This is a genomic window from Enterococcus eurekensis (genome assembly GCF_042654605.1).
GTDB classification, from domain to species: Bacteria; Bacillota; Bacilli; order Lactobacillales; family Enterococcaceae; genus Enterococcus_I; species Enterococcus_I eurekensis.
Genome location: NZ_JBHSGT010000019.1, coordinates 16890 through 34158, shown reverse-complemented (window position 1 = coordinate 34158; position 17269 = coordinate 16890). Strand labels below are relative to the sequence as shown.

General features: G+C 36.7%; 13 protein-coding genes, 3 pseudogenes and 1 other annotated feature. Of the genes and pseudogenes, 13 read left to right on the top strand and 3 right to left on the bottom strand.

Annotation, left to right across the window (positions count from 1 at the left end; translation table 11 throughout):
* Positions 1-298 precede the first annotated feature (298 nt).
* Positions 299-1517 (bottom strand): annotated as a pseudogene (locus ACFO3L_RS02945) (IS1380 family transposase).
* A 142-nt stretch (positions 1518-1659) separates the two neighbouring features.
* On the opposite strand from ACFO3L_RS02945, the pseudogene ACFO3L_RS02940 reads away from it, so the two are divergent.
* Positions 1660-3398, top strand: a pseudogene (locus ACFO3L_RS02940) (glycoside hydrolase family 35 protein).
* A gap of 49 nt (positions 3399-3447) precedes the next feature.
* Here ACFO3L_RS02940 and ACFO3L_RS02935 read toward each other — a convergent pair.
* Complete coding sequence (locus tag ACFO3L_RS02935; protein WP_379963668.1) at positions 3448-4239, bottom strand: helix-turn-helix domain-containing protein; 792 nt, start codon at positions 4237-4239, stop codon at positions 3448-3450.
* Between the two features lie 168 nt (positions 4240-4407).
* Between ACFO3L_RS02935 and ACFO3L_RS02930 the strand changes: the two genes are divergently transcribed.
* Together ACFO3L_RS02930 and ACFO3L_RS02925 are read left to right on the top strand one after the other, a co-directional pair.
* A complete protein-coding gene (locus ACFO3L_RS02930; protein WP_379963666.1) occupies positions 4408-5139 on the top strand; it encodes a ThuA domain-containing protein in 732 nt (243 codons plus the stop codon).
* A gap of 16 nt (positions 5140-5155) precedes the next feature.
* Positions 5156-6265, top strand: a complete 1110-nt coding sequence (locus ACFO3L_RS02925) for a Gfo/Idh/MocA family protein (RefSeq protein ID WP_379963664.1) — start codon at positions 5156-5158, stop codon at positions 6263-6265.
* 14 nt (positions 6266-6279) lie between these two features.
* On the opposite strand, the gene ACFO3L_RS02920 is transcribed toward ACFO3L_RS02925, so the two are convergent.
* A complete protein-coding gene (locus ACFO3L_RS02920; RefSeq protein ID WP_379963662.1) occupies positions 6280-7086 on the bottom strand; it encodes a helix-turn-helix transcriptional regulator in 807 nt (268 codons plus the stop codon).
* 362 nt (positions 7087-7448) lie between these two features.
* Between ACFO3L_RS02920 and tnpA the strand changes: the two are divergent.
* The 10 genes and pseudogenes from tnpA (at position 7449) to ACFO3L_RS02870 (ending at position 17264) form a co-directional block, all read left to right on the top strand.
* A pseudogene (gene tnpA / locus ACFO3L_RS02915) lies at positions 7449-7925 on the top strand (IS200/IS605 family transposase).
* Positions 7926-8080: 155 nt separating this feature from the next.
* Complete coding sequence (locus tag ACFO3L_RS02910; RefSeq protein WP_379963660.1) at positions 8081-8281, top strand: VOC family protein; 201 nt, start codon at positions 8081-8083, stop codon at positions 8279-8281.
* The gene (locus ACFO3L_RS02905; protein ID WP_379963658.1) at positions 8268-8588 is read left to right on the top strand and encodes a VOC family protein; all 321 of its coding nucleotides are present in this window, start codon (positions 8268-8270) and stop codon (positions 8586-8588) included. Before ACFO3L_RS02910 ends, ACFO3L_RS02905 begins: the two co-directional genes overlap by 14 nt.
* A gap of 114 nt (positions 8589-8702) precedes the next feature.
* Positions 8703-8945, top strand: a binding site (T-box leader).
* A 104-nt stretch (positions 8946-9049) separates the two neighbouring features.
* Positions 9050-9913 carry a MetQ/NlpA family ABC transporter substrate-binding protein gene (locus tag ACFO3L_RS02900; RefSeq protein ID WP_379963656.1) on the top strand — a complete coding sequence of 288 codons (864 nt, stop codon included), beginning with the start codon at positions 9050-9052 and terminating at the stop codon, positions 9911-9913.
* Positions 9914-10262: 349 nt separating this feature from the next.
* Complete coding sequence (locus ACFO3L_RS02895; protein WP_379963654.1) at positions 10263-11339, top strand: ABC transporter ATP-binding protein; 1077 nt, start codon at positions 10263-10265, stop codon at positions 11337-11339.
* Positions 11339-12220, top strand: a complete 882-nt coding sequence (locus tag ACFO3L_RS02890) for a carbohydrate ABC transporter permease (RefSeq protein WP_379963652.1) — start codon at positions 11339-11341, stop codon at positions 12218-12220. Before ACFO3L_RS02895 ends, ACFO3L_RS02890 begins: the two co-directional genes overlap by 1 nt.
* A 1-nt stretch (position 12221) precedes the next feature.
* Positions 12222-13040: a carbohydrate ABC transporter permease gene (locus ACFO3L_RS02885; RefSeq protein WP_379963650.1), complete on the top strand. Its 819-nt coding sequence runs from the start codon at positions 12222-12224 to the stop codon at positions 13038-13040.
* On the top strand, positions 13024-14316 hold the full coding sequence (locus ACFO3L_RS02880; RefSeq protein ID WP_379963648.1) for an MBL fold metallo-hydrolase: 1293 nt from the start codon (positions 13024-13026) through the stop codon (positions 14314-14316). The genes ACFO3L_RS02885 and ACFO3L_RS02880 overlap by 17 nt, the downstream gene beginning before the upstream one ends.
* A 25-nt stretch (positions 14317-14341) precedes the next feature.
* The gene (locus ACFO3L_RS02875) at positions 14342-15634 is read left to right on the top strand and encodes an extracellular solute-binding protein (protein ID WP_379963646.1); all 1293 of its coding nucleotides are present in this window, start codon (positions 14342-14344) and stop codon (positions 15632-15634) included.
* Positions 15635-15707: 73 nt separating this feature from the next.
* Positions 15708-17264 carry a bifunctional metallophosphatase/5'-nucleotidase gene (locus tag ACFO3L_RS02870; RefSeq protein WP_379963644.1) on the top strand — a complete coding sequence of 519 codons (1557 nt, stop codon included), beginning with the start codon at positions 15708-15710 and terminating at the stop codon, positions 17262-17264.
* Positions 17265-17269: the final 5 nt, after the last annotated feature.

Sequence of the window (17269 nt, the reverse complement as noted above, 5' to 3'; positions counted from 1 at the left end):
GTTATAGTAAGTAACTGGATTGTCAGAAAAATAAATAAAGACTATGCATTATTTTAGGAGGTTAACAAATGAAGAATATGAATAATAAACCTGAATTATTCATACTTCTAAATTTTCCTTATTAATTTAGGAAAACCGTTGGTTTATACTTTTTCATCATTGTATTCCGAATGTGAATCGCACCATTGTTTCAAATTTTGTTTGCGTTCAAAAATCAGTACGAAAAACTTCCGGTTTTTGGGCGCACGATCCCCTTGGAATTCATTAATTTTTTTAAAATTTCAGTTGGCTCTCGGCCCTACCAACAGAGTTGCTGGATTTTGTCCAATAAGTGGTAGAACAGGTTTTGGTAGACATGGGAAGAGATCGTCTTCAAAAACAACTTTCGGCCGCTGCGGACCAGCTTGCCAGCCAAGAGGCTTACCATCATCCGGCCATGGTTTTCCAGAAAACAGGAGCTATCCGTCTTGTCGAAATGGAAACCGTTCTTCGCTTCCTTGATATAATTCTCCATGGTGCCACGCTTGTGGTACAGCTGGAACATTACTTTGGCGGATACATTCTCCGAAAAGTTCGTCACCAAGTATTCATGGCGAAACGTTAATTCCCCTGCATCGCGTGTCGATTTGATGCAGACACGCCTCTTTTTTTTCCCAACTGCTGGCTTGATAGGTTGTCGAGTAATAGTAGACTTCCCGGTGTTCCCAGGGATGGTCGTCGCCGATCAAGACGAAAGATTCGGCCAACTTGGCCAGTTTCGCATTCGCCTTGAGGCGAATCACATAATAACTTTTGTAGGTTTCACAGGTATCATAGACTTCCGGTGTCGCAAATCCGCTATCTCCACGCACCATGATATCGGTGCACGGGAGGGTGTGGCTGTAATGCTCCAGCATTGGCTCCAGAAATGTTTTCACCCCATTTGAGGTATAAACATTGCCAGAACGAAGTTCTGCTTTCAGGAAATCACCCGTTAGGCCATCGAAAGCAACCAAGGGATGGTACCCGTTCGTGCCATAGTGGGCATTGTAGTTGGCAGCCTCTTGATTCCCGAATGTATCGGAATGAGTGGAATCCAAATCGATGATGAGTTCGGTCGCATTCCGTTTCGTCCGCGCTTTATCAATTATGGCTTGATTCAGGCTTTGGAATTGGGAGATGGTTGCCTCCGTTATTCGATCCCAGAACCGAGAAAGAGACGCTTGCGATGCAATCCCGTCCTTATCAAGCACCAAACGGAAAATAGGATCTTCCTTCAGTAAACTGGCGGAAGAATCCGTAGCGTATCCGGCAATCAACTGGAACAAGAGTTGCTCCAGCAAGGAAATGTTGTCATGATGCCAGTAGCGTCGGTTGTCCTGGAAGGTGAGAGAATGGGTAGCTAATGTTGAGAAGCCAATGGAATCCATGAATTCTTTTACCAAAATCAGCCCAGAATCGGTGGAAAGATTTCCGTCCGTATTATTTACGACCATGTTTGAGTTGAAATTTACGCGTTTTTCCTGTAATGTAGCCATTGAGAGAACCCCTTTCATGGTTTAGTTTAGTCGCTTTAACCATAGCAGATTGGGGTTCTTTTTGTACACCCAAAGGGTGTCGGATAACTAAACAAAAAACAGTGTTGGAACAACGCTTAGAGAGCATTTTAGAATACTATGAATTATTCAGGAAGAAGAATTCTATTTAAATGGTGAACCAATCAAAATTATTTCAGGTGCGATTCATTATTTTCGAGTTGTACCAGAATATTGGCGTGATCGGTTAGAAAAATTGCGTTTAATGGGTTGTAATACAGTCGAAACCTATGTTGCTTGGAATATGCATGAACCGACGGAGGGGATCTTCAATTTTGAGGGAGGGCTTGATTTACGCAAGTTTATTCAAACGGCTCACGAAGTTGGTCTCTACGTTATTTTACGTCCGGCACCTTATATTTGTGCGGAGTGGGAATTTGGTGGACTGCCTTATTGGTTATTATAAGATTCAAATATGAAATTACGTTTTGATTACACACCCTTTATGGAAAAAATCAATCATTATTTTGATCAACTTTTAGAACAAGTAGTTGATTTACAGGTTACAACGGATGGTCCGATTATTTTGATGCAAGTTGAAAATGAATACGGTGGATATGCCAATGATAAGAGTTATATGCGTAAAATGGCAGAAATGATGATTGAAAAAGGAGTCAATGTTCCTTTAGTGACATCAGATGGACCTTGGGGTGATATGTTAGAAAATGGCTCAATTCCAGATATAGCTTTGCCAACAATTAACTGTGGCTCGAAAGTCAAAGAACATTTTAAACGTTTACGAGAATTTCATGGCGACAAGCGGCCGTTGATGGTAATGGAGTTTTGGATTGGCTGGTTTGATGCCTGGGGTGATGAGGCACATCATACGACAAGTGTTGAGGAAGCGACAAATGAATTATCGGATATTTTATCTGAGGGCTCAGTCAATATTTATATGTTCCATGGAGGGACCAACTTTGGTTTTACGAGTGGTGCGAACTACTACGAAAAATTACTACCAGATGTAACGAGTTATAATTATGATGCACTCTTAGCTGAGTGGGGTGATATCACACCAAAATACGAAGCCTTTAAAGAAGTGATTCGTCAATATGCAGAAATTCCTGAGTTTCCATTGACAACAAAAATTCAGAAAAAAATTATGGACAGCAAAAAGTAGCAGAGCGTGTTTCGCTATTTGAAATAATTGATAAGCTGAGTCAAAAAGTCTATTCGAATTATCCAGTTTCAATGGAAGCTTTGAATCAAGGACGCGAATATATTTATTATCGTAGTCAAATTGGTCCAGCTCGTCCGATCGATGATTTCCGACTTATCTCGACAATGGACCGAGCACACATTTTTATTAATAATAAACTGCAACAAATCCAGTATGATTTAGAAATTGGACAGAAAGAGTCACTTGTATTAGAAGCACCCAACAATGAATTAGGGATTTTAGTTGAAAATATGGGACGAGTAAATTATTCTGTAAAAATGAATCATCAACATAAAGGGATTAAAGACGGTGTTCTAATTAACGGAGCGTTCCAAAGCGAGTGGGAAATGTATTCATTACTGATGGATAATTTAGAGAAAGTCAATTTTTCGAAAGACTATATAGTTGGGCAACCAAGCTTTTCACGCTTTCTAGTCGAAATGGATGAGACAGGTGATACTTTTATTGATTTAACGGGTTGGGGTAAAGGCTTTGTGCCGGTTAATGGCTTTAATATTGGTCGTTACTGGAAAAAAGGACTACAAAAACGTTTATATATTCCAGCCCCCATTTTAAAAGTTGGGACAAATGAACTTATTGTTTTTGAATCGGATGGTGAAGTGGCGGATTTCGTTACGTTAACAGATATACCTGATCTAGGTTAATTAATAGGAAAGAGAGCAAAAGGTGCTGCGATATTAGTCGTAGCACCTTTTAATGTATTAAATATTTCGAACGATAAGCACTTGGTGTTAAGTTTGTTTGCTGTAAAAAATGACGATTAAAGCTACGTTGGGTTTCAAATCCAGCTTGTAACGCAATCTCTAAAATAGAAAGTGTCGTTGTTTCGAGTTGTTGTTTAGCGTAGGAAATACGTAAGTGAGCTAAGTATAATGGCAAACTCATTCCGATTTTATTGGCAAAAATCTTCGAAACCGTGTAAACATTTGAGTGTACAGCCAGTGCAATATCTGCAGCAGAAATTGGTTCGCGATAATGAGTATCGATGTAAGTCAAAATTTGATGGGTTAAAGATAGTTTTTCGGACTGGCGTTTACGTAATTCAAAGACTTGAATAAATTGAGCGAAAATTAAATGCCAAAGTGCCTTTTGTAAATAATATTGACGATAATCATCAGTCGAATCGAGTGCTTTTATTTGCGCTAATAGATTCTTCATTTCATAAGAACTATCAAAGATGGGATTTTTAGGGCAATAGGCCGTTAATAATGATTCGTAATCCGAAAGGAAAGAAGAATCGATTAAGTGGATGGTTGCTTGGTAATCAAAAGTTGAGTAATAGCTATGAACGCAATGTGGGAAAATGATCGCAATCATTCCTTCAGTCAGTTGATATTCTTGTTGCTCAATTTTTAAAATACAGATTCCCGAAGTGACGCAAACTATTTCTGTCTCTTTGTGTAAGTGATTTGGAAAATGAAAGTTTTGAATATCCATTCGTCTAAAAGGTTCATTTTCTCGATGGTTTTCATAAAAGGCAAACATTTCTCTCCTCCTTAAAAGATGCCAATTTTTGTCTACTTATTTTGTCTATCTGTCACGAAGTTTAACGGAAGAATTGATAGAATACAAGTGCTATTAGAAAGATTAAACCTATTAAATGAGAGCGGTTACTAATCGTTGTTACCGCTTTAAAAAGAGAGGAGAGATTCGATGAAACAAGCATTGATTATTCAAGGGGGCTGGGACGGTCATGAGCCAAAACTGACAAGTCATCGATTTGCAACGATGTTAAGAGAAGAAGGTGACTGGGAAGTTCGGATTGAAGATAGTTTGACCTATCTAGAAAAGGAAGAACATTTAGCTTCGATTGACTTACTTGTAATGTGTTGGACAATGGGTAAAATTTCAGCTGAACAAAGAGAAAATGTTTCGAAGCACGTAGGAAAAGGCATGGGGTTAGCTGGTGCTCACGGTGGGATGTGTGATGCCTTTCGAGAAGATACTGAATGGCAATTTATGACTGGTGGTCAGTGGGTTTCGCATCCTGGTGGTGATGGCATCCACTATACGGTTCATATTAATCATGGCTCAAGTCCAATTATTGCAGGGTTAAGTGATTTTAGCGTTTCTTCGGAGCAATACTATTTACATGTCGATCCAGCGATTGAAATTTTGGCGACAACGCGTTTTCCACATGATGATGTCCCCTATTACCACATTTCTAATAAACCCATTGATATGCCCGTTGCGTGGACAAAGTTTTGGGGAAATGGTCGAATTTTCTATCAATCATTAGGGCATCAAGATCGAATTTTTGATGAAAGTCCAATGGCTCATAAACTGATGAAGCAAGGATTACTTTGGGCTGGGGAAAGTAAAAGAGAAGTGGAGCGTTTGCAATTGACAACAGAACGTTTTGAGAATGATGCAAAAATGTATTAATGTAGGAGGTTAAATAATGAAAATGACAAAAGTTGCTTTAATTGGCGTAGGCGATATTAGTGGGATTTATTTAGAAAATTTAACACAGTTATTTAAACAAATTGAAATTATTGGTGTCTGCGATTTGGTTCGAGAAAAAGCCGAACGGGCAGCTGAAAAGTATCATGTTGATAAAATTTATGAATCGATGGCCGACGTTTTTGCGGACCCTGAGGTGGAAATTGTTTTAAATTTAACACGACCTTATGAACATTTCGAAGTAACGAAACAAGCTTTAGTAGCAAACAAGCATGTTTATTCTGAGAAACCACTGGCTGCAACAAAAGAAGAGGGTGAAATACTCGTTTCTTTGGCAAAAGAAAAAGGCTTAATGATTGGTGGGGCACCGGATACTTTCTTAGGCGCATCGATTCAAACGTGTCGTAAATTAATCGAAGATGATTTTATTGGTGAAATTGTTGGTTGTAATGCAGCGATGATTTGTCGAGGGCATGAAACTTGGCACCCAGATCCAGCATTTTATTATCAATTTGGTGGTGGGCCGATGATGGATATGGGCCCCTATTATTTAACAGCGATGGTTAATTTAATGGGGCGCGTAACAGGAGTAACGAGTGTTACGCGGAAATCTTTTGCTTCACGTATGATTACGAGTCAACCGCAAGCGAGAACAGAAATTAACGTTGAAGTTCCGACCTATGTGACAGGGATTTTAGAATTTGAAAATGGAGCGATTGGTAATTTATTAACGACATTTGATGTAGTCTATCAAGAGCAAGCACGTTTTGAAATTTATGGTTCAAAAGGAACACTTATTGTACCGGATCCGAATTTTTTTGGTGAGAAAGTTTATTTATTACGAAAAGGAGCAGACGATTTTAAAGAAATGCCATTGATGTTTGATTATCAGGAAAATTCACGTGGTCTTGGGTTGGCAGAAATGGCAGTCGCTTTGCAAAACGGTAGACATCCACGGGCGAATATGGAACAAACCTTTCATGTTTTAGATATTATGACGGCTTTTCAACGAAGTAGTGATAAAAAAGGTTACGAGAAAATTGAGTCGCCATATATGAAAGAGCAGCCAATGGAGTCGGCTATGATTTTAGGAATCATTGAAAATTAGAAAATTCCGAGGGTTTAATAGAGCCCTCGGAATTTTTTTGGAGTGTAGCCGGTTCGTTTTTTGAAGAGATCAATAAATTGACTTGTCGAATCAAATCCAACTTTGATCGCAATTTGCTGGATGGATAGTTCAGGTTTATTAATCAAGAGCTCTTTCGCTTGACGAATCCGATAATCTGTTAAGTATTGATAGGGACTTTGACCCATAAATTTTTTGAAAACACGACTAAAATACTGGGGACTAATATAACGATTTTGAGCGAGTTGAGTCACAGTGATCGCTTCCGTATAGTGTTCTTGAATTTCTGTTAAGCTAGGCTGAATATATTTTTTAAAAAGTTCATCATTTTCTATCGGTTCATAATACTGACCTAGTTTCAGTAAGAATTGATAACAAAGAACTGATAAGGAAAACTGTTCCGGTTCTTTTTCAAAAGCAGTAATCATTTTTTGAATGTTGTGGGTAAATGAAAAATGCTCGCTATTTTTGACAAGAATAAAGGTTTGATTGGCTAGAATATCATTGAAATGTTGTTTTAGATTGCCATCGAAGGTTGCGAAATTCGTTTGCCAGTCCTTTGTTATTGGATAATAAGCATGCGCCACAAAAGGAGCAATTAAAATTCCTTCCCCTATATTCAATATATTCAATCGAATTTTTTGATTTTCAATCCAAATTTCACCGATACCTTTTTCTTTTTGTAACCAATGATATAAAGGGTAGCCTTTCATTCGTTGTAAGCTGACTTGATCCCAGTGATTACCAATACTTTCAATACTAAATGGAAGTTTCGGATTGGATAAATTAAAATAAACAGTCATACGTTCGTCCACCTCGATGTTTCTAAATCTTATATTTAAAATAGTAACACAGGAAAAAATTTCTGTCAGATTAGATTTGTTTCTTTATTGTTTGTATACGGTATTTAAAAAATCATATATTTATTCAATTACTAATGTAAGAATGGTTTAAATCATCAAAAAAGTAACCCTTTTCTTCAATAGTCTTTTTTCTACTTCTTCTTTAAAATAAAGAGGAAGTAGTTTTTTTGTATGTTTTGAAAACCACCTGCTATGCGGGTGGTTCTAGAGAGCTTCCAGCGGGGTATTAAAAAATCCTCCTAAAATGATAAGATAGATTTGGTTTCCCGACCACAAACTATCAATCAAATAGGAGGTTCCTTATGAAAAAGGACAATCAAAGTTTATCACACACAACATGGAAATGTAAGTATCACATCGTCTTCGCACCAAAATACCGAAGACAAATCATCTATGGAAAATAAAAACAAAGTATCGGTGAAATATTAAGAGAGTTACGTGAAAGAAAAGGCGTAGAAATTATAGAGGCTAACGCATGTAAAGATCATATCCATATGCTAGTTAGTATCCCACCTAAATTAAGTGTCTCTGGATTTATTGGTTATTTGAAGGGGAAAAGTAGCTTAATGATATTCGATCGACATGCAAATTTAAAATATCGTTATGGTAATCGAAAATTTTGGTGTAGAGGCTACTATGTCGATACCGTGGGAAGAAATAAGAAACAGATAGAAGAATATATACGAAACCAAATTCAAGATGATTACGTAGCAGATCAGCTAACATTATTCGAGGAGTATGATCCGTTTACCGGAGAAAAAAATAAGAAGAAATCATAGATCCTTTTAGGATCAGTGAGTAAATGTGGTGCACGAGGGAAACCGATTCAGTAAGCCTTTTAGGCTTAGGCCGGCAATAGAGGCTTTCAGCCGAAGAACAGACCTCCAGTTCACACTGGAGGTTTTGATTTATTTAAGGAAGGTTGGCGAATAAGATGGAAAAGATTTATCCTTGCTTATGGTTATATAATCAAGCAGAGGAAGCCGCTCGATTTTATACTTCTATTTTTGCAAATGGTGAAATCCGGGAGACACAATATTATTTGGATGATATACATAAACCAAAAGGTAGTGTTTTAACTGTCGAATTCAGTATTGCCAATCAACGTTTTCTTTTATTAAATGGTGGGGGATGATTTTAAGATTACTCCAGCGATCTCATTTTTTGTTGATTGTGAAACGAAAGAAGAATTAGACACGTTATGGCATGCTTTACTTGATGGTGGGTTTGCGCTTATGCCGCTTCAAGAATATCCGTTTAGTGACTATTTTGGTTGGGTGCAAGATCGATATGGCGTTTCTTGGCAAATCCAACCAAATAATTGGCTCAAGTTAGTCGATACGAGCAATTTAGCCCGTGCCGAAGCAGTCACAAATGAATTATATAAAATGAAAAAGATTGATATTGCTCAATTAGAAGCCGTATATAATCACTTTGCGTAAACTTCTAAAATGATGTAAGAAAGAAAGCGTTTAATGTTCTTAAATTTCAATTTAATTAAAAAAGATGGTTGACAATGAGAAACTTCTCATGTAAAGTACAGTATAACATTAATAGCTAATCCATTGATGAGAAGAGTAATTTTTGAAAGCATTCATTAGAGAGGTTCCATTTGGTGAAAGGAACTAATGTACTAGAAAATGAAGATGGTCTCGTAGGATAAATCATCGATATGTAGGTGATTTCGTCAGGTCTAAACGTTATATTGGACGCCATTACAACAATTTTAGTTGATGTGATGGGCAGAGGGAAGTCTAGGCTTCCGAACAAAGGTGGCACCGCGATGATTCGTCCTTTATCAGATTACTGATAAAGGACTTTTTTGTTTTATAAAATAGGAAATCCCCAATCTTGGGTAAAATATAATAATAAAAGGTTTTAAACAATAAAGGAGAGAAATGATATGAAAAAGAATTTAAAGAGTGTTTTACGTTTTGGTGTTTTTGCAGCAGCGGCATTAGGATTAGCAGCCTGTGGTACAGGTGGCAAAGGAGAGTCATCATCTGAGGCAGCGGGTTCTGGATCAGAAGGAGAAAAAACAGTCATCACAGTGGGAGCTAGCTCAACACCCCATGCAGAAATTTTAGAACAAGTTAAAGGTGATTTAGCTGAAAAAGGCTTTGAATTAGACGTTAAAGTTTTTGATGATTATGTTTTACCAAATACGGCTTTAAATGATGGCGATTTAGATGCCAACTTCTTTCAACATTTACCATACTTAGAAAACTTCAATAAGGAACATGGTATCGATTTAGTTTCAGTTGGTGGAATCCACTTTGAGCCACTAGGTATTTATCCTGGAAAATCGACTTCACTTGATGCTATTGCTAAAGGTGGAAAAGTTGCGATTCCAAACGATGCGACGAATGGTGCTCGCGCGTTATTACTATTAGAAGCTGCTGGATTAATTAAACTAAAAGAAGGTGCGGATATTACTTCAACACCAAAAGATATTGTTGAAAATCCAAAAGATTTAGAAATCGTTGAATTGGATGCAGCCCAAGTTGCTCGTGCGGTTCAAGATGTCGACGTTGCAGTTATCAATGCGAACTATGCTTTAGAAGCTGGTTTTGATGTTGAAAAAGATGCGTTACAAATTGAAGATAAAGACTCTGAAGCGGCTCAAACTTATGCAAATATTATTGCAGTCAAACCAGAAAATAAAGACTCAGAAGCAATTAAAGCATTACTCGCTGCTTTACAATCAGAAAAAGTAAAAACATTTATTAATGACACCTATAAAGGGGCAGTTGTACCAGCATTTTAATACATGATGAACGAGGAGATGTGACGCAAGTTACGTCTCTTTTTTATAAAAATTCATGAAGGAATAATAAAACAGATATTATTGAATGAAATTACAGATAAAAGTATCGCATACTTTTTCACATAGGACTACTAAACAACCACTTCAAATTAAGATTAAAACGAAAGAGAGACTGTCTTGACAGTAAAATAAATGTTTTTCAGAAAGTAAGTATTTGTGAACACTAGTACTTTTAAAATTAGATTAAAAAAATAGGTGAAATTATCATAGTAATTTAAACATAAATTTGTCAAGGGAATGTTAAACTAATATATGTAATGAAGAAATTTACTTGGAGGGTTATTTAATAATGATTGATGTTATCGATTTGAATAAAGTTTTCGATAATGGTTTTGAAGCATTGAAATCGGTTAATTTTAGAATCGAAAAAGGAGATTTGGTTTGTTTACTAGGTCCAAGTGGTTGTGGAAAATCGACTATTCTAAATTTAATTGCCGGTTTGCTTTCACCAACAGGTGGCGATATTCAGTTTAAAGGGGATTCCGTTATTAAAACAGAACCAAAAGATCGCAACATCGGTTTTGTATTCCAAAACTATGCGTTATACCCGCATATGACTGTTTTAGAAAATATCATGTTTCCTTTAACTGTTGGAAAAAATAAAATTGCTAAAGATGAAGCGAAAAAAATTGCTGAGGAATACATGGAATTAACGAACATTGAAGATTTGAGTCATAAAAAACCTGGAACGTTATCTGGTGGTCAACAACAACGTGTTGCGATTACGCGTGCATTAGTTCAAAAACCAGAAGTTTTGTTATTAGATGAACCATTAAGTAATCTAGATGCTCGTTTACGTTTGAAAATTCGTGAAGAAATTCGTCGTTTAGTCAAAGAAGTTGGTATCACCACAATTTTTGTTACACATGACCAAGAAGAAGCCCTATCAATCAGTGATAAAATTATTTTATTAAATGAAGGCGTAATTCAGCAAAATGATGATCCGCAAAACTTATATTTAGAGCCAGCGAACTTATTTGTTGCTCAATTTATTGGTAACCCAATTATTAATATTTTACCAGTAGAAGTCAAAGACGGTCAAATGCTTCATGAAGCATGGAATTTCGATACAAACCGCTTCGAGGTAAACCGATTTAAATCACCATTAACAGACGGAAAATATTTCTTTGGTATCCGTCCAGAAGACGTGATGCCTGTCGAGGAAACAGTAAGTCTATTTGATACGTCAATTAGAGGCGTTGAGTTAATCGGTCGCGAACGTATTTTAAATTTCCGATTGGGTAATGAGAACGTCAAATCAATCGTTAGTGTAGAAGAAGTCATTGAAGAAAACGAACACCGTCACTTTGATTTTGCATACCATAAAGCTTTTATTTTTAAAGAAGATGGAGAAAGAATATACTAATGATGAAGAAAAACTATAATCCGGAGAATGAGCGCAAAGCATGGTTGTTCCTATTTCCGTCTTTAGCGGTTATTCTACTATTCAGTATTTATCCTTTATTTCGTTCTTTTTTTATGAGTTTCCAGACGGGGACGTTAATTAGACAAGAATTCGGTGGACTTGAGAACTATCAAAAAGTTTTAACGGATCCACTATTTTTCCGTGCGCTAAAAAACACGGCACTCTTTGCTGTAGGTACCGTTCCTATCGCGTTAATTATTTCATTAGCTATTGCTTGGATTATTTTTGAAAAAGTGAAACACAAATCGTTTTTTGAAACGATCTTCTTTATGCCCTATGTCACAAGTACGATTGCTATTGGGATTGTATTTCGTTATTTCTTTAATGGATCATATGGTATCGTTAACTATTTACTAGGTTTAGTCGGTATTCCAGCCATCAACTGGCTTGATTCAGTGGATATGAGCATGACAACTTTAATTATTTTTGGAATTTGGACGAGCTTAGCTTTTAATATTATCATTTTGTTATCAGGCTTGAGAAACATTGATGCAGAACACTTTAAGATCGCTAAAATGTTTGGCGCAACAGATTGGGAAATTTTCCGTCGGATTACTTTCCCGCAACTTGTACCGACGATTGCCTTTTTATCAACGGTTAATTTGATTAGTGCTTTTAAAGTTTACACACAAGTTTACGCTTTATTTGGCGGAAAAGCTGGAATTGCGAACAGTGCAACAACAGCGGTTTATTATATTTATGATAAGTTTCATATTTCTGGTCGCCCAGGAATTGCAATGGCCGCGACAGTTATCTTATTCTTGTTAATTTTACTTATCACTTTCTTACAAAATAAATTATTAAAGAAAGTGGGGAATTAAAATGAAAAAAATAGCTACTGGCATCTCGCTCTTTTTCTTGGTAATTATGGCAATTGTGACACTGTTTCCGTTCATTTATATGATTTTATCAGGATTAATGACTTACAGTGAAGCAACAAGTATTCCACCAACCATTATTCCAGAAAAATTACAATGGGAAAACTTTACGACCGTTTTTACAAAAGCACCATTTGTTCGTTACTTCTTTAATACAGTATTTGTTTCTAGTGTAACGACAATTGCGACTGTGGTGACGGCGGTGTTAGCATCGTTTGCCTTAACGAGCTTGAATTTTAAATATAAAAATTTGGTCTTAGTGGTAATGGTCTCACTGTTAATGGTTCCTTATGAATCAATTATTTTTACAAACTATCATACAATTTTAAAAATGGGCTTATTGAATTCATATACTGCTCTAATTATTCCATTTTTAACTAGTATCTTTTATATTTACTATTTAAATGGTTATTTAAGAAGTATCCCCGCTACCTTTTATAAGGCTGCGAAAATCGATGGGGCAACAGATTTAGAGTACATTTGGCGTATTTTAGTACCTATGTCAAAACCAGCCCTTGTAACAGTTGGAATTTTAACGTTTATTTCAAGTTGGAATTCATTCCTATGGCCGTTATTAGTTACGAATGATAAAAAATACCGTCTATTGAATAACGGGCTTTCAGCTTTTACAACGGAAGCAGGTAGTGATGTTCATTTGCAAATGGCTGCTGCAACGTTGACCGTTATCCCAATTTTAATTATTTATTTAGTCTTTAGAAAAGAAATCATTCGAGGAGTGGCAAAAAATGGTATCAAAGGATAACACAACAATTACCTTTCACAGTGGTATTTTAACCATTGGTGGAACTGTCATTGAAGTCGCATATAAAGACGCGCATATCTTCTTTGACTTTGGGACCGAATTTCGCCCAGAACTTGATTTACCCAATGATGAATTAAGTACGTTATTAGAAAATGGCTTGATTCCAGAATTAAAAGGACTTTATGATACCCGTTTAGGTTATGAGTATCAAGGAGATGATAAGAACGAATATGAACATACAGCGGTTTTCATGTCGCATGTTCATTTAGATCATTCGCGGATGATTAATTATTTGGATCCGAAAGTTCCACTTTATACAATGAAAGAATCAAAAGCAATTTTAAATACATTAAACCAAACAGGCGACTTTTTAATTCCTTCTCCATTTGAAGCGAAAAACTTTACGCGTGAGATGATTGGCTTAAATGCCCACGATGTGATTGAAGTGGGGAAGATTTCCGTTGAGATTGTACCAGTTGACCATGATGCTTATGGCGCAGCAGCCCTTCTAATTCGGACACCAGACCAATTTATTACTTATACAGGTGATTTAAGATTACACGGTCATAATGTCGAAGATTCACTAGCTTTTTGTGAACTAGCGAAACATACAGATGTTTTAATGATGGAAGGCGTGAGTGTTAGTTTCCCAGAAAGAGAAGAAGATCCAAAACAATTAAAAGTTCTAAGCGAAGAAGATTTAATTCAACATTTCGTTAAATTAATCGCTGAAAACCCAGAACGTTCGTTGACCTTTAATGGTTACCCAGCCAACGTGAAACGTTTTGAGAAGATGATTGAAGATTCTCCGCGTACCGTTGTCTTAGAAGCAACAATGGCGGCCTTAATTTTAGAAATATTTGGGACAGTTGTTCCTTATTATTATAATAATCCAGCAATGAAAATTGCTAGTTTGGATGAAACGCTTGAAATTTCCTATGAAACATTATTAGCGGATCGGACCAAATATATTTGGCAAATTGTGGATAACTATGAAGATTTACCAGAAGGTGGTCTTTACATTCATAGTGACGCCCAACCTTTAGGAGAATTTGACCCTAAATACGCAATCTTTTTACAAGCGCTAGCGGACAACAACATCGAGTTTGTACGACTAGCATGTTCAGGACATGCATTTCCAGAAGATTTGAATAAAATCATTGCATTGATTGAGCCTAAATTATTGATTCCAATCCATACGCTTCGACCAGAAAAGCTGGAAAATCCGTATGGTGAAAGAATATTGCCTGAACGGGGCGAACGCATTATTTTATAAAAAAATGGTTTAAGGGGAGAAAAAAATGAAGTTCAAACGTTTCGCAGTAACATCGTTGGCCGTAGCCGCTACTTTTGCATTAGCAGCATGTGGAGGAGGGAATACTGATTCTAGCAGTGAGGATAAAGGCGCTAAAGATAGCGTTGTAACAGAAATCACTGAAGAAACAAACATTACATTCTGGCACGCAATGAATGGTGCACAAGAAGAAGAGTTAACACGTTTAACAAATCTTTTCATGGAAGCAAATCCAAATATCAAAGTGGAGTTGCAAAACCAATCATCTTATGGTGACTTACAAGCAAAAATCAATTCAACGCTACCATCACCTAAAGACTTACCAACATTAACACAAGCTTACCCAGGTTGGTTAAGAGATGCTGCGTTAGACAATATGCTAGTTGATTTAGATCCTTACATGTCAAACGAAACAATTGGTTGGGGCGAACAAGAACAAATCATCCCATCATTATTGGATGGTGCAAAAATCGAAGGCAAACAAGTTGGGATTCCATTCAATAAATCAACAGAAATGTTATTCTATAATGTTGATATGTTTGAAGAATACGACGTTGAAGTACCAACAAACTTTGAAGAATTAAAAGAAGTTTCAAAAACAATTTACGAAAAATCAGAAGGTAAGGTTGTCGGAGCTGGTTTTGATTCATTAAACAACTTCTATGCAATTGGTATGAAAAACCGTGGCGTTGATTTAAGCCCTGAAATGGATCTTTCAAGCCCAGAATCGAAAGAATTAATTAACTACTACTTCGAAGGTGTTAAAGAAGGTTACTTCCGTATTGCTGGTTCTGATAAATACTTATCAGGTCCATTCGCTAACGAACAATTAGCAATCTATATCGGTTCTACTGCTGGTGAAGGTTACACAGCAACTGATACAAAAGGTAAATTTGAATACAATGCAGTTAACCGTCCAGAAGCAATCAACTTACAACAAGGAACAGACCTTTATATGTTTGATAGCGCATCAAAAGAACAACGTACAGCTGCTTACCTATTAATGAAATTCTTAGCAACACCTGAATCTCAATTAGGTTGGGCAATTGCAACGGGCTACATGCCAATTGTTGATTCTGTTGTTCAAAGCGACGAATACAAAAATTCAGGTATGAAAGTTCCTGTATCATTAGGCGAAGCAACAACTGAACTATTCTCAATTCCAGTAATCGAAAATGGCGATGCTGCTTACAATGAAATCCGTGTAATCATGGAAAATATTTTAGCAAACCCAACAAAAGATTTGGATGCATTAATTGAAGAATCTGCACCTTTATTAGAAAGTGCTTTAAATCAATAATTATGTTATAAAAGAGGAGCTGAGGGGCGTTATTGAACACTCGCTCCTCTTTTTTTAGTTAGGAGGGAAATAAATGGAATTAACAATTTTAGCAACAAGTGATTTACACGGATATATTTTACCGACTAATTTTACCGAAAGAAATATGGATCTGCCTTTTGGAGCGGCTCGTATCGCAACGAAGATGAAAGAGTTGGAAGCCCAAGCAAAAGGACCAGTTTTAAAAATTGAAAATGGCGACTTCATTCAAGGATCACCGTTAAGTTATTACGTTCGAAAAAATGAGCAACATGGCGCTAAAGCGATTATTGATGTTTTAAACGATATTCAATATGATGCGAGTATCATCGGCAATCATGAGTTTAATTACGGTATCGATTATTTAACATCTGCGATTGCAAGTTACAATCATCCTGTCTTAGCAGCTAACATCGAAAATGAAGCTGGTGAAGTGGCTTTCGGGCAACCTTTCATGATTATCGAAAAAGACGGTGTTAAAATTGCTGTTTTAGGTATGGTGACACAATATATCCCTCATTGGGAACAACCTGAAACAATCCGTGGTTTACGTTTTAAGAGCATTGTCGAAACGGCTAAAACTTACGTACCAAAACTAAGAGAAGAAGCTGATGTGGTGATTGTGGCGTATCATGGTGGTTTTGAACGTGACTTAGTAACGGGCGAACCAACGGAGGCTTTAACAGGTGAAAACGAAGGTTATGCTTTGTTACACGAAGTTGAAGGGATTGATACGTTAATTACTGGCCATCAACATCGTGAGATTGCGACAAAAGTCAACGGTGTTCCTGTAATTCAACCAGGATTTAGAGGCGCGTTTCTTGGTGAAATCACTTTAACAATCGAAGAAAAAGCCGGCAAGCCGACAGTTATTGACAGTCAAGCTCGAATTCACTCAACAGAAAATGTACCAACAGATAACGCAATTATCGAAAAAATAGCTGATTTAAGTGAAGAAGTTGAAATCTGGTTAGACCAAACACTTGGAGAAGTGACGGGTGATATGACGATTAAAGATCCAAATGCAGCTCGTTTAGCAGAACATCCATACGTGGAATTTATTAATAAAGTTCAAATGGATGCTAGTGGTGCAGATATTTCCTTAACCTCATTATTTAATAATGATGGTCGAGGCTTTGGTTCAATGATTACGATGCGTGACGTCTTAACCAATTATATTTATCCAAACACATTGGCGGTACTAGAAATTACTGGACAAGACTTAAAAATGGCTCTAGAACAAACAGCAACTTATTTTATCATAGAAAATGGTGAGGTTGTTTTCAATCCGAAATACATTGAGCCAAAGCCGCAATATTATAATTATGATATGTACGAAGGCATTGAATATGCGATTGATTTAACCAAAGCAATGGGTGAACGTGTGACTTCATTATCGTATCAGGGGAAAGCTGTTGCTGATACCGATACTCTGCAAGTAGTTATGAATCAATACCGCGGTGTAGGCGGTGGGAATTATCAAATGTTTACAGCAGACAAAATTATCAAAGAAATCCCAGTGGATATGACCGAATTAATTTCTGATTACCTAAAAAAACACCCGAAAATTATCGCAGAAACAAACAATAACTTTGTCATTAAGACGGTATAGCTCAA

What these genes read in the sequence shown, in the direction of transcription:
- ACFO3L_RS02935 (WP_379963668.1), bottom strand. Translation starts at nt 4,239, where the DNA reads ATGTTTGCCTTTTATGAAAACCATCGAGAAAATGAACCTTTTAGACGA.
- ACFO3L_RS02930 (WP_379963666.1), top strand. Translation starts at nt 4,408, where the DNA reads ATGAAACAAGCATTGATTATTCAAGGGGGCTGGGACGGTCATGAGCCA.
- ACFO3L_RS02925 (WP_379963664.1), top strand. Translation starts at nt 5,156, where the DNA reads ATGAAAATGACAAAAGTTGCTTTAATTGGCGTAGGCGATATTAGTGGG.
- ACFO3L_RS02920 (WP_379963662.1), bottom strand. Translation starts at nt 7,086, where the DNA reads ATGACTGTTTATTTTAATTTATCCAATCCGAAACTTCCATTTAGTATT.
- ACFO3L_RS02910 (WP_379963660.1), top strand. Translation starts at nt 8,081, where the DNA reads ATGGAAAAGATTTATCCTTGCTTATGGTTATATAATCAAGCAGAGGAA.
- ACFO3L_RS02905 (WP_379963658.1), top strand. Translation starts at nt 8,268, where the DNA reads ATGGTGGGGGATGATTTTAAGATTACTCCAGCGATCTCATTTTTTGTT.
- ACFO3L_RS02900 (WP_379963656.1), top strand. Translation starts at nt 9,050, where the DNA reads ATGAAAAAGAATTTAAAGAGTGTTTTACGTTTTGGTGTTTTTGCAGCA.
- ACFO3L_RS02895 (WP_379963654.1), top strand. Translation starts at nt 10,263, where the DNA reads ATGATTGATGTTATCGATTTGAATAAAGTTTTCGATAATGGTTTTGAA.
- ACFO3L_RS02890 (WP_379963652.1), top strand. Translation starts at nt 11,339, where the DNA reads ATGATGAAGAAAAACTATAATCCGGAGAATGAGCGCAAAGCATGGTTG.
- ACFO3L_RS02885 (WP_379963650.1), top strand. Translation starts at nt 12,222, where the DNA reads ATGAAAAAAATAGCTACTGGCATCTCGCTCTTTTTCTTGGTAATTATG.
- ACFO3L_RS02880 (WP_379963648.1), top strand. Translation starts at nt 13,024, where the DNA reads ATGGTATCAAAGGATAACACAACAATTACCTTTCACAGTGGTATTTTA.
- ACFO3L_RS02875 (WP_379963646.1), top strand. Translation starts at nt 14,342, where the DNA reads ATGAAGTTCAAACGTTTCGCAGTAACATCGTTGGCCGTAGCCGCTACT.
- ACFO3L_RS02870 (WP_379963644.1), top strand. Translation starts at nt 15,708, where the DNA reads ATGGAATTAACAATTTTAGCAACAAGTGATTTACACGGATATATTTTA.